The following is a 12,183-nucleotide window of genomic DNA, read 5'->3' as shown; positions in this document are numbered from 1 at the left end:
TCGGAACTCCTCTTGGTTCGGAAACCCTGTGGCGCCGTCACTCGCGGCGGGCTCACGGGAGGAGCCCAGCACGCCGAGGTGACGGCGGTTCTTACTCGTAGTGAACGTGCACCGACCGAGCGGGGGCCGGACGACCGCGGGTGCGGCGTCCGACCCCCGTCACGGAACGGGGTGTCAGGCGGTGGCGGTCTCGTCGGTCGAGGTCGCGGCGGCGTCGGCCTCGGGGGCCTCCTCCGCGGCGGGGGTCTCGGCCTCGACGACGGCCTCGTCGGCGGTCTCGGCCTCGGCGTCGGCGACCTTCTCGGTCTCCGCGCCGGCCTGCTCGTTCGGCTCCTGCACGTCGGCGGCGGGCGCACCGGTGGAGAGCAGCTCCTGCTCCCACTCGGCCAGCGGCTCGACGGCGGAGACGTTGCCCTCGGCCTCGGGCTTCTGGTGGCGCTGGATGAGGCCCTCGGCCGCGGCGTCGGCGACGATGCGGGTGAGCAGGCTCACCGAGCGGATCGCGTCGTCGTTGCCCGGGATCGGGTACTGGACCTCGTCCGGGTCGCAGTTCGTGTCGAGGATGCCGATGACCGGGATGCCCAGCTTCTTGGCCTCGTCGATCGCGAGGTGCTCCTTCTTGGTGTCGACGACCCAGAGGGCCGACGGCGTCTTCGAGAGGTTGCGGATGCCGCCGAGCGACTTGTGCAGCTTGTCGAGCTCGCGCTTCTTGATGAGGAGCTCCTTCTTGGTGAAGCCGCTCTTCGACGTGTCGTCGAAGTCGAGCTCCTCCAGCTCCTTCATGCGGGCGAGGCGCTTCGAGACCGTCTGGAAGTTGGTCAGGAGGCCGCCGAGCCAGCGCTGGTTCACGTAGGGCTGGCCGACGCGGGTCGCCTGCTCCGAGATCGCGTTCTGCGCCTGCTTCTTGGTGCCGACGAAGAGGATGGTGCCGCCGTGGGCGACCGTCTCCTTGACGAAGTCGTAGGTCTTGTCGATGTAGGCCAGCGACTGCTGGAGGTCGATGATGTAGCTGCCCGAGCGCTCGGTCAGGATGAAGCGCTTCATCTTCGGGTTCCAGCGACGGGTCTGGTGCCCGAAGTGGACGCCGCTGTCGAGCAGCTGGCGCATGGTGACGACTGCCATGAGTCGTTCTCCTTGTCTCGGGGCCCGGGCGCACGACGGCGCCGAACTCCCGTTCGGTTGTCTGCGACGGCCGGTCGGCACGTCGCCCTGGCGCCCGGCGCACTCCCGCCCCGGCCGCGTGAGCGGAGAGGGACCGTGGGGAGCGGAGGCCGAATGGGCGCGCGTAGTCACCCCGACGAGCGAGGTGCTCCGTGGAGTCTAGCACCAGGACGGCCGCCTCCCCCGCTGCTGCGGGAGGGCGGCCGTCGGGGGCGCGGGAGGCCGGTGCTACTTGCGCGCCGACTTCATCACGGTGCGGATGTGCAGGGTGTCCATCTCCTCCAGCGAGCGGCCCTTGGTCTCGGGCACGAACATGAAGACGAAGACGAACGAGATCGCCGCGAAGGCGGCGTAGAGGCCGTAGGCCAGGGTGAGCGACACGTCCTGCGAGAGGATCGGGAAGGTCACCGTGATGGCGAAGTTCGCGATCCACTGGGCCGAGGCCGCCAGGCCGAGGGCGGCCGCCCGGATCCGGTTCGGGAAGATCTCGCCGAGGAGGACCCACACCAGCGGGCCCCAGGTCGCACCGAAGAAGACGACGAACGCGTTCGCCGAGACGAGGGCGATCGGCCCCCACGCGCCGGGCAGCGAGACGTCCTCTCCGCTGATCGTCGACTGGCTGAAGGCGATGGCCATCAGCGCGAGCGAGACGGCCATGCCGGCCGAGCCGACCAGCAGCAGCGGCTTCCGGCCGACCTTGTCGACCAGGAAGATCGCCACGAAGGTGACGACGACGTTCACGACCGAGGTGAAGACCGAGATCGCGAAGGAGTTGGACTCGTCGAATCCGACCGCGCTCCAGAGCGAGGTGGAGTAGTAGAAGATCACGTTGATGCCCACGAACTGCTGGAACACCGACAGCAGGATGCCGACCCAGACCACGGGGAGCAGGCCGAGGGCGGGACCGCGGAGGCTGGAGCGCTTCGCGTTCTCGGAGTCCTCGTCGATCTTCTTCTGGATGTCCGCGAGCGCCTCGTCGACCTCGTCGCGCGGCGTGACCGTCGCGAGCACCGCGCGGGCGTCCTCGGAGCGGCCGCGGGTCGCGAGGTAGCGGGGCGACTCCGGCAGGGTCAGGGCCAGGAGGCCGTAGATCACGGCAGGCACGGCACAGGCGATGAACATCCAGCGCCACGCGGCGACGCCGAACCAGAAGGGCTCGGAGGCGCCGTCCGCGCCGTTCGCGATGAGGGTGTCCGAGAGCAGGGCGGCGAAGATGCCGAGCGTGATCGCCAGCTGCTGCAGCGACGCGAGGGCGCCGCGGATGGCCTTGGGCGCGATCTCCGAGATGTAGGTCGGAGCGATCACGGAGGCGATGCCGATGCCGAGGCCGCCGACCACGCGCCAGAGCACGAGGTCCCAGACCGCGAACGCTGCGCCGGCGCCGATGGAGGAGATGAAGAAGAGCCCGGCGCCGAGCAGCATGACCTTGATGCGGCCCCAGCGGTCGGCGAGGCGGCCCGCGAGGTACGCGCCGAGTGCGCAGCCGAGCAGCGCGGAGGCGACGGCGAAGCCGATCAGCGCGGCCGAGAGCTGGAACTCGCCCTGCACCGCCTCCACGGCACCGTTCACCACCGACGAGTCGAAGCCGAAGAGGAAGCCGCCGACCGCCGCCGCGATCGCGAGGCCGATCACCTTCCTCTTCAGCTTCGCCGCCGAGGGGTTCGGGATGTCCGCTCTCCCGCTGGTCGTGTCAGATCGTCCGCTGGTCATGGTCGTCTCCGATTCTCGCCGCCGGTGGGGGCGGGGTGCCGCTCCCGAGCCGGATCACCGGCACGTTACTCCTAGCCGCGGCACCGCCGGGACGGGTTGCGCTCTCCCCCGGCCGATGTCCTCCCTCCACAGCCGGGCCCGTCGCGCTCTCCTCCCCTGATCCGCTCGGCCGACCACCGGTCCCGGACCGGCTCCAGGAGGGTGGCCGCATGCTCCGATCCCGACTCCTGCGCCCGGGCGTGTTCGTCCTCGCCGCTCTGCTCGTCGGGGCGCCTCTCGGCGCCTCGCCCTCCGGTACCTCGTCCCCCGGCCGGTCCGACCCGCGGTGGATCTCACCCGTCCCGGAGTTCTCCGTCGTGGAGCCGTGGGGCGCGCCGGCCCACCGCTACGCCCCCGGGCACCGCGGGATCGACCTCGCGGCAGCGGCCGGGCAGCCCGTGGTCGCCGTCGCGGCGGGCACCGTGTCGTTCTCGGGCAGGGTGGTCGACCGGTCCGTGGTGAGCATCGTGCACGCGGACGGTCTGGTCTCGACGGTCGAGCCGGTCGACGGATCGGTGACGGCGGGGCAGGTCCTCACCGCGGGCCAGCCCGTCGGAGCAGTGGGTGCGGGCGGCCACTGCGACGGGAGGTGCGTGCACCTCGGCGTCCGCGAGGGTGGCGACTACGTTTCGCCGATGCGGTTCTTCGGCGGGATCCCCCGGGCGGTGATCCTGCCGATGGACGACATGGCGCAGGGTGTTCAGCGAGTGGCGCGGAAGGGTGCGTCCAGCGACTCGCGCGTCCGGTCAGGCGCGGGGGTGGGCGAGGCGGTAGGCGTCGCGGATCCGCTCGGTCGAGACGTGGGTGTAGATCTGCGTGGTGCCCAGGCTCGCGTGGCCGAGCAGCTCCTGGACGGCGCGGAGGTCGGCTCCGCCGTCGAGCAGATGGGTCGCCGCGGTGTGGCGGAGGGTGTGCGGACCGGACGGTCCGGAGCCCTGCCCGCCGTCGAGGAGCCTCGCCACCACGCCGTAGACCGTGCGCGGGGTGAGGCGCGCGCCCCGCCGTCCCAGCAGCAGGGCCCCGCTCCCGTCGCCGGTGGCGAGAGAGGGTCGGGCGCGCTCCAGGTAGTCGACGAGCGCCTCCTTCGCGGGGACGCCGAACGGGACGACCCGCTGCTTGGCGCCCTTGCCGGTGACGAGCACGGTGAGCCGGCCGAGATCGACGTCGCCCAGGTCGACGGCGACCAGCTCGGAGACGCGGATGCCGGAGGCGTAGAGCAGCTCGACGATCGCGAGGTCCCGCAGCGCCACCGGGTCCTCGGTCGCGCCTCGCGCCGCGACCGTGTCGAGCACCTGTTCCGCCTGCGGGAGCGTGAGGACCCGCGGCAGTGTCCGTCCCGACTTGGGCGTCTTGAGGCGTGCGGCGACGTCGACGGGGAGCCGCTCGGTCCGATGCGCCCAGGAGGAGAAGGAGCGGACGGCCGCGGTGCGCCGGGCGAGGGTCGCGCGGGCGATCCCCGACTCCGACTCTCGCCAGAGCCAGTCGCGCAGCAGCTCGAGGTCGAGCTCGGCGGTGAGGAGCCGCCCCTTCTCCTCCGTGTGGGCGATCAGGCGCGCCAGGTCGGAGCGGTAGCCCTTCGCGGTGGCGGGCGAGAGGGACCGCTCATCGAGGACGTACCGGAGGAAGTGCTCGACCGAGTCGGCGAGCGTCTCGCCGGTCATGATCCGTCCGGCATCCGCGACCAGAGGTCGATGCGCCCCCGCTCGTCGAGCCCCTCGAGCCGCTCGATCAGGTCGGTGCCGAACCGCGTCGCGATCGGGGCCGGTGCCGTCGGCACGAACGAGGCGGCCACCGTCTCCGGGTGGACGTGGACGAGCGAGAGGCTCTGCGCTCCGTCGACGCCGGCGAGCTCCCGCTCGGGCGCTCCGAGGTCCATCGTGTAGCTGGTGGCGCCGGCGACGAGCACGGGCACGCCCGCGAAGGTCGCAGCCGTGGGGTAGTGCAGGTGGCCGCCGAGGATCGCGCGGACGTCGGTTCCGCGCACCACCTCCTCGAGGCGGTCGATCCCCCGCAGCTCGAGCACGGTCATCGCGCCGAGCGGCGTGGGCAGCGGAGGGTGGTGCAGGGCGAGGATCGTCCCCAGCGGGGCCGGTGCGGCGAGCTCGTCCTTCAGCCAGGCCAGCTGGGCGTCGGTGAGGTCGCCGTGGTGGAAGCCGGGCACCGCGCTGTCGAGCGCGATGAGCCGGAGCCCGCAGAGGTCGACGACCTGGTCCACGGGTCCCGCGCCCGCCGGGTCCTGCTCGAGGAGCACCCGCCGGAAGGCTCCGCGCTCGTCGTGGTTGCCCATCACCCAGACGATCGGGCAGCCGAACCGCTCGCCCACGGGGTCGAGCTGCTCGCGCACGCGCCGGTAGGCGTCCTCCTCGCCGCGGTCCGCGACGTCCCCGGTCACCACGATCGCGTCCAGGCGTCCGCCGCGCTCGGCCAGCCGGCCGACCGCCTGCGCGAGGCGGGCGACCGTGTCGACCTTCCCGTAGAGCGGAGCGCCGTCGGCCAGCAGGTGCGTGTCGCTCAGATGCGCGATGACCCTGTCGGCGGCGCGGAAGTGCCCGAGCTGCGGGCGCTCTCCGCCGTGTCCTGCTGCCGTGGCGTCCATGCCGCTCCCCTCGCCGATGCCCCTTCAGCGTAGGGCGGACCGCCGACAGCGCCGCGGCGGCGGGGCCGCTCACCCGGGTGCCCGCTCCCAGTCCCCGTCCTCGGAACGGTGGACGCGTCCGTCTGCGAGGAGCGCACCCAGCGCCGACAGTGCCGAGTCGAGCGAATCCCCGGAGAGCCGGGCGACGGTTGCGGCGTCACAGCCTCCTTCGGATTCGACGACGGCCAGGACTCGCGCCTCAGCCGCGGTCAGCGCTCGGCACGATCCGTCGGTGTCGCCGACGGCGAGCAGTTCGAGCACGTCCGCCGGCGAGGTGACGCAGGTCGCCGCGTACTCGCGGAGGAGCCGGTGGCAGCCGGCGGAGGAGGCACTGGTGACCGGGCCCGGGACCGCGCCGAGGGGGCGGCCCAGGGCAGCCGCGTGGCCGGCGGTGTTGAGGGAGCCGGAGCGGGCGCCGGCCTCGACGACGACGGTGCCCACGGTGGAGGCGCAGATGAGGCGGTTGCGCTGCAGGAAGCGCCAGCGGGTGGGAGTCGTGCCCGGCGGCACTTCGGTCGCGACGGCGCAGCCCGGGGTGGCGATGATGCGGTGGAGGAGGTCGGCGTGGGCCGTCGGGTAGAGGCGGTCCGCTCCCCCGGCGAGGAAAGCGACCGTCCGGCCTCCGGAGCCGAGTGCGGCGCGGTGGGCGACCGCGTCGATCCCGAAGGCACCCCCCGAGACGACGGAGACGCCTCGCGCTGCGACGCCCGCGGCGAGCTCGGCGGCGACGTGCTCGCCGTAGCCGGTCGCAGCGCGGGCGCCGACGAGGGCGAGGCGGTGCGGCGGATCGAAGGCGGCGGGATCACCGCGCAGCCAGAGCAGGAGGGGCGCGTGCGGCCCGAGGTCGTCGAGCGACTCGGGCCACACGGGAGCCCCGGGCAGGAGCAGCCGGGCGCCCAGGCGCTCGGCGATCTCGAGACGGCGGAACAGGAGCCTGCGGTCCAGGCGCGGTCGCCAGCGCGCCAGCCCCGACTGGAGGGCGGCGACCTCGGAGTCGAGGGGCGCGGGTGCCGGGCCTCCTTCGTCGGAGGGAGCGCGATGCGGGGGCGCGAGGATCTCCTCCGCGGACGACGAGGACACGACGTGGGCGAAGGCCTCGGCCGCGCCGACCCTCGCGATGAGGAGGGCTGCGACGGAGTCGCCGGGCTCGGTCAGAGAGTTCCAGCCGCACCGGGCTGCAGCGTCGACGAGCGCGCTCCGAGCACAGCCGGACTCGCCCGAAGGCTCGCCGTCGGCAGCCGAGTCCTGATCGGCTGAACCGCTCGGCAGCAGTCGACGAACGGCGTCGAGCTCCGCGGCGTCGAAGAGCGCGTCGAGCCGGATCACGCGGCACCCCCGCGGAGGACGAGCGCGCGCGCGAGGTGGGCGGCACTCGGCCGGTCGGCCGCGTCGAGGTCCGCGAGCGTCCAGGCCAGGCGCAGGACCCGGTCGTAGCCGCGCATGGTCACCAGACCTCGCTCCAGAGCCCGGTCGAGCGTGCGGGACTCGGCACTGGTCGGGCGCACCGCGTCCGAGCGCAGCCAGGCGCCGGAGACCTCCGAGTTGAGCGTCCACGGAGTGGAGGCGAGGCGAGCCGCTGCCAGGGACCGCGCCGCAACGACACGAGCGCGGGCCTGCGCCGTCGACATGCCGGACGTGTCTCGACGTGCGGCCAGCTGAGCCGCGCTGATGCGGCGGACCGTCAGGCGGATGTCGACGCGGTCGAGCAGCGGTCCGCTGAGCCGCGCGAGGTAGCGGCGGCGGACCGAGGGAGCACAGGTGCAGGTCTCTCCGGGGATGCCGAAGCGGCCGCACGGGCACGGGTTCGCCGCGAGGACGAGCTGCACCCGCGCGGGGAACTCGGCGACGGCGTTCGCGCGGTGGATGCGGATCACGCCGGATTCGAGCGGCTGGCGCAACGCATCGAGGGCGACGGACGAGAACTCGGGGGCCTCGTCGAGGAACAGCACTCCCCGGGTGGCGCGGGCGACCGCGCCGGGCCGGATGCGGCCGCTGCCCCCGCCGACGATCGCTGCGGACGAGGCGGAGTGGTGCGGACTCTCGAACGGCGGTCTGCGCACCAGCGCGCCACCGGTCGGCGCTCCGACCAGCGAGCGCATGCAGGTGGCCTCCAGCGCTGCGTCGTCATCGAGGTCGGGGAGGATGCCTGGAAGGCGCGAGGCGAGCATCGTCTTCCCGGCGCCGGGAGGCCCGAGCAGGAACACGTGGTGCCCGCCCGCCGCCGCGACGACCATCGCCTCGGCCGCCTCCTCGTTCCCCACCACGTCGGAGAGGTCGAGGCGGGCGTCCGGCTCGGACACCGTCGCAGACGGCGGCGCGGCCTCGGGGAGCACCGGCACTTCCCACTCGGCTCCGTGCCAGACGGCGGCCGCCGCCAGCGAGGAGACCGCGATCACCTCGACGCCGTCGACCAGCTCCGCCTCGAGGCGGTCCTCGACGGGGACCATCACGCGGCGCCTGCCCTCGCGGGCGGCCGCGAGCACCGCGGGCAGCACGCCGGGGACGGAGCGCAGCCGGCCGTCCAGCCCGAGCTCCCCGATGTGGACGACCGCGGCGACCGACTCCGCATCGACCTCACGGAGCGACGCGAGCGCGGCCAGCCCGATGGCGAGATCGAAGGCGGAGCCGTGCTTGGGCATCGCGGCCGGCGAGAGGTTCACGGTGATCTTGTATTCGGCGATGGTGCTGCCGGAGTTGATCGCCGCCGAGCGCACCCGCTCCTTCGCCTGGGCGAGCGCGGCGTCGGGCAGGCCGATGATCACCATGCCCGGGGTGCCGTCGGCCGAGTGGGCCTCCACCCCGACCACGGCTCCCGCGAAGCCGACGAGACCGACCGCGGAGGTCCTCCCCAGGCCCATCAGGCCACCGCCCGCAGGTGCCGGATCTGCGACGGGACTCCCCCGGGAGCGACGATGCCGACCGCGTCGATCCGCAGATGCCGGGAGCGCTCGTGGTGCTCGTCGGCCCATGCGTAGGCGAGTCGGCGCAGGCGCTGCGCCTTGGCCCGCGTGATGGCCTCGACCGGCAGTCCGAAGCGCGTCGACGAGCGCGTCTTCACCTCCACCACGACCAGTGCCGACCCGTCGCGGGCCACGATGTCGAGCTCGCCCTCGCGGACCCGCCAGTTGCGGTCGAGGATCTCGAATCCGTTGTCTCTCAGGTGCGCCGCCGCGATCTCCTCGCCGCGCCGCCCCAGTTCGTCCTTGTCCATGCGTCCTCCTGCCGGAAGCGTGCAGGAGCAGAGAGGAGCGTCGGACGGCCGGGAGGGGGATCCGGGGAGAAGACGGCCGAGGAGGTGCGTGGGGAGGGACGTCGGTCCGGGGTCTGGATACGGCGCCGGGACCGCTACGCGACCAGCAGGAGGAATGCGCGCCGCGTGAAGACGAGACCCGCGGAGCCGAGGATCCGAGAGAGCTCCGGAGCGGGGTGGGGCTCCGGGCACCGGATCTCGATGCGCCGTCGGAAGCGGCTACTCGACCAGCAAGGGGTCCGGAGCCTGCCGCGACAGAAGGCTACTCGTCGAGCGCGAGCTCCTTGGGGAGCTCGAACTCCTTGCGGGAGAGCTCCTCGACGTTGACGTCCTTGAAGGTCAGCACGCGCACCGACTTCACGAAGCGGTCGGAGCGGTAGACGTCCCAGACCCACACGTCGCGCATGGTCAGCTCGAAGTAGAAGTCGTGCTCGGTGTCGCGGCGGACCAGGTCGACCTCGTTCGCCAGGTAGAACCGGCGCTCGGTCTCGACGACGTACGAGAACTGCGAGACGACGTCGCGGTACTCCCGGTACAGTGCCAGCTCGACCTCGCGGTCGTAGTCCTCGAATTCGTCCTCATCCATCGTTGGACAATCCTACGCCGAGCCGACGGGCCCGAGCGCCGGGAGCGGCTCCTCGACGCTCTCCCGCGACTTCGACAGCCAGGTCACCCGGTGGAGCGGGGACGGGCCGACCCGCTCGATCCCCGCCCAGTGCGCGGCGCTGCCGTAGCCCTTGTTGCTGTCCCAGGCGTAGTCGGCGAAGTCGTCGTGGTGGCGCACCATCTGACCGTCCCGGCCCACCTTCGCGAGCACGGAGGCGGCGGAGACGGCGGCGCAGTCGCGGTCGGCCTTCACGCGGGTGACGATCGTCAGCTCGGCCGCCCACTCGCCCAGCGCGGGCGTCAGCCAGTCGTGGGCGCCGTCGAGGAGGACGACGGCGGTGGCGAGGTCGACGCCCTGGTCGGCGAGGCGCTCGATGCCCCTCGACGCAGCGCGGCCGAGGCCCGCGATGATCCCGGTCTCGTCGATCTCGTCCGCCGAGGACTCGCCGATCGCCCAGGCCGAGACCCACTTCGCGACTCCCGGCAGGAGCGCCTCGCGGCGGGCGGGAGCGAGCATCTTGGAGTCGCGGAGCCCCTCGGGGAAGCGCCCGCAACGGCTGCCGATCGACACGACACCGACCGACACCGGGCCGGCGATAGCGCCGCGGCCGACCTCGTCGCAGCCGATGACCGTCTCGTAGCCCTGCCGGAAGAGGCGCCGCTCCTGCGTCAGCGTCGGCTCGGCGACGACCACCTAGCCCTGCCCGCTCTGCGCGTCGTCCGAGCCCTCCTCGGAGGCCTCGGTGTCGACTCCGCGGAACACCGACGGGTAGTCGTCGAGCCACGCCCACTGCTGCACGGGCCAGGTCACGAGGATCGCGCGGCCCACGACGTTGTCGATCGGCACGAAGCCGCCGCCCGGCTTGTCGGTGTTGTAGCGGGAGTCGGCGGAGTTGTAGCGGTTGTCGCCCATCACCCAGAGCGAGCCCTCGGGCACGACGACGTCGAAGGGGGTGGCCGAGACGGCCTGCACCCCGTCGGGCAGCTTCACGTAGGGCTCGTCGATCGGGTTGCCGTTGATCTCGACCTGGCCGAGCGGCGTGCAGCAGGTCACGTGGTCGCCGGGCAGGCCGATGACGCGCTTGATGAGGTGGTCGTTGCTGTCGGGAGCGGTGAGGCCGACGAGTGCGAGGGCGGAGTCGACCGCGGCCTGGAACGGCGGCACGGAGGGCTCGGAGCTCGGCGAGAGCCATCCGCCGGGATCGCGGAAGACGACGACGTCGCCGCGCGAGATCTTCACGACTCCGGGCACGAGCTCGTTCACGAGGATGCGATCGTTCTCGACGAGCGTCTGCTCCATGGAGGAGGAGGGGATGTAGAACGAGCGGATCAGGAAGGTTTTCACGAGGAAGGAGACGAGCACCGCGACCACGAAGATGATCAGCACGTCGCGGAGGAAGAGCAGGACACCCCGGCGCTTGCGCGGGCGCTTCTCGGACGGATCCGCCGAGTGGCGGGCGTGGTCCTCGCCTCCGGGGAGGCGGACCGGGGCCGTGCTGTCTGTCATCGCTCGCCGTCGCCCCTACTGTGCATCACCGGGTGGACTCCCCGGACGGATCGCCCCCGAGAAAGGGAGGAACCCCGGTCCATCATAGGTGGACCGGGGTTCCCGAGAAGTCGTGCGGAAGCCGCTTAGGCGTCGCGCTTCTCCTTGATCTTGGCCTTCTTGCCGCGCAGGTTGCGCAGGTAGTAGAGCTTCGCGCGACGGACGTCACCGCGGGTGACGACCTCGATGTGGTCGATGACCGGCGAGTGCACGGGGAACGTGCGCTCGACGCCGACCTGGAAGCTCACCTTGCGGACGGTGAAGGTCTCGCGGACGCCCTCGTTGGAGCGGCCGATGACGACGCCCTGGAAGACCTGGATTCGCGAGCGGGAGCCCTCGACGATGTTGACGTGGACCTTGACGGTGTCGCCGGCGCGGAAGTCCGGGACATCGCTGCGGAGGGACGCCGCATCGACGGAATCGAGGATGTGCATGCTGTATCGCTCTCCGTGCCCGCCACAGGTCGAACACCGTTTCGTTGATGGAAGTCGGTCGTGCCCACGTCGTCGCGGCTCCCCTGTGGCAGAGCCTGCGCGAGGCACAAGCGCTCATTCTGCCATGCCGCGTCGATGCGAGTCAAAGCAGGGTCATGAGGAGGGCAGGGTCACCCGGAGGCAGAGCTGCGCAGAGGGCGGATCCGTCGAGAGGGCCGAGCCGTGGAGCAGGGCGGGGCCTCGCAGGGGACAGCGCCTCTCGGGACGCCCGACCCATCAGAGGACGATGGTCTGCCCGTCCTGCGGGCGCTCCGGGTCGAAGCCATCTCCGGAGACGGGGCGGTGAGCGCCCTCGGCCTGCACGGACGCCGCCTCCGAGAAGGCGAGGAGAGTGGCCCTCGCGTCGGCGAGGAACCGCCACCCCGAGTGTGAGAAGGCCGCCACTCCGAGGACCACCGAGAGCAGGCCCAGCGCCCAGGCGCCGGGCGGGAAGAAGCCGAAGGCGATCAGGGAGAGGTGCCAGGCGCCGACCACGGCCACGTCGCCCCACGCGGGAGTGCGCGTGGGCCGAACGGTCACCCGGAATGCGACGATCGCGGCCACAGCCGCCAGCGCGACCGCCAGAATGGGGAGGGCGATCACCAGGCCGAGCACGGTCCAGCCGCTCGATCCTCCGAAGACCCCGTAGCCGAGGAGGATCCACAAGGGCAGCACGATCGCCGCCGGGAACTGCCAGGAACCGAATGCCCGTCGCGTGCGCATGCACCGACCGTACCCACCACCGCTGAGCGACGGCTCAGCG

Annotated in this window: 12 protein-coding genes and 1 pseudogene; 1 reads left to right on the top strand and 12 read right to left on the bottom strand. The window is 72.3% G+C overall.

All coding sequences use genetic code 11. The features are described from left to right. Positions 1 to 174: 174 nt before the first annotated feature. The gene (gene rpsB / locus C5C37_RS05865) at positions 175 to 1,122 is read right to left on the bottom strand and encodes a 30S ribosomal protein S2 (RefSeq protein ID WP_104223896.1); all 948 of its coding nucleotides are present in this window, start codon (positions 1,120 to 1,122) and stop codon (positions 175 to 177) included. A 267-nt stretch (positions 1,123 to 1,389) separates the two neighbouring features. Further along, positions 1,390 to 2,871 (bottom strand): sugar porter family MFS transporter, encoded by a 1,482-nt coding sequence (locus C5C37_RS05860; protein ID WP_104223897.1) that lies wholly within the window; start codon positions 2,869 to 2,871, stop codon positions 1,390 to 1,392. A gap of 209 nt (positions 2,872 to 3,080) precedes the next feature. Here C5C37_RS05860 and C5C37_RS18055 point away from each other — a divergent pair. After that, positions 3,081 to 3,533 (top strand): annotated as a pseudogene (locus C5C37_RS18055) (murein hydrolase activator EnvC family protein); the annotation flags it as partial. 123 nt (positions 3,534 to 3,656) lie between these two features. Here the strand turns inward: C5C37_RS18055 and C5C37_RS05850 are convergent. The 10 genes from C5C37_RS05850 to C5C37_RS05805 form a co-directional block, all read right to left on the bottom strand. Next, on the bottom strand, positions 3,657 to 4,571 hold the full coding sequence (locus C5C37_RS05850) for a tyrosine recombinase XerC (RefSeq protein ID WP_104232497.1): 915 nt from the start codon (positions 4,569 to 4,571) through the stop codon (positions 3,657 to 3,659). After that, positions 4,568 to 5,506, bottom strand: coding sequence for a phosphodiesterase (locus tag C5C37_RS05845; protein WP_104338627.1), 939 nt, complete (start codon positions 5,504 to 5,506; stop codon positions 4,568 to 4,570). The genes C5C37_RS05850 and C5C37_RS05845 overlap by 4 nt, the downstream gene beginning before the upstream one ends. Positions 5,507 to 5,575: 69 nt before the next feature. Further along, positions 5,576 to 6,871, bottom strand: a complete 1,296-nt coding sequence (gene dprA, locus C5C37_RS05840; protein WP_258074053.1) for a DNA-processing protein DprA — start codon at positions 6,869 to 6,871, stop codon at positions 5,576 to 5,578. Continuing rightward, on the bottom strand, positions 6,868 to 8,403 hold the full coding sequence (locus C5C37_RS05835; protein WP_104338626.1) for a YifB family Mg chelatase-like AAA ATPase: 1,536 nt from the start codon (positions 8,401 to 8,403) through the stop codon (positions 6,868 to 6,870). Before C5C37_RS05835 ends, dprA begins: the two co-directional genes overlap by 4 nt. Next, a complete protein-coding gene (locus C5C37_RS05830) occupies positions 8,403 to 8,756 on the bottom strand; it encodes a YraN family protein (RefSeq protein ID WP_104223901.1) in 354 nt (117 codons plus the stop codon). Before C5C37_RS05830 ends, C5C37_RS05835 begins: the two co-directional genes overlap by 1 nt. Positions 8,757 to 9,057: 301 nt before the next feature. After that, positions 9,058 to 9,381, bottom strand: a complete 324-nt coding sequence (locus C5C37_RS05825; RefSeq protein WP_055792576.1) for a DUF2469 domain-containing protein — start codon at positions 9,379 to 9,381, stop codon at positions 9,058 to 9,060. A gap of 12 nt (positions 9,382 to 9,393) precedes the next feature. Continuing rightward, the gene (locus C5C37_RS05820) at positions 9,394 to 10,095 is read right to left on the bottom strand and encodes a ribonuclease HII (protein WP_104226870.1); all 702 of its coding nucleotides are present in this window, start codon (positions 10,093 to 10,095) and stop codon (positions 9,394 to 9,396) included. Continuing rightward, positions 10,096 to 10,908 carry a signal peptidase I gene (gene lepB, locus C5C37_RS05815; protein WP_104226871.1) on the bottom strand — a complete coding sequence of 271 codons (813 nt, stop codon included), beginning with the start codon at positions 10,906 to 10,908 and terminating at the stop codon, positions 10,096 to 10,098. It abuts the gene before it with no gap. A gap of 125 nt (positions 10,909 to 11,033) precedes the next feature. After that, positions 11,034 to 11,381, bottom strand: coding sequence for a 50S ribosomal protein L19 (gene rplS / locus C5C37_RS05810; protein WP_104223904.1), 348 nt, complete (start codon positions 11,379 to 11,381; stop codon positions 11,034 to 11,036). A gap of 276 nt (positions 11,382 to 11,657) precedes the next feature. Beyond that, on the bottom strand, positions 11,658 to 12,143 hold the full coding sequence (locus C5C37_RS05805; RefSeq protein WP_104338625.1) for a hypothetical protein: 486 nt from the start codon (positions 12,141 to 12,143) through the stop codon (positions 11,658 to 11,660). Positions 12,144 to 12,183 lie beyond the last annotated feature (40 nt).

Source organism: Rathayibacter sp. AY1F9, from assembly GCF_002932155.1.
In the GTDB taxonomy this organism is placed as follows: Bacteria; Actinomycetota; Actinomycetes; order Actinomycetales; family Microbacteriaceae; genus Rathayibacter.
The sequence above is the reverse complement of the archived record's forward strand: the minus strand, read 5'-3'. Positions and strand labels throughout refer to the sequence as shown.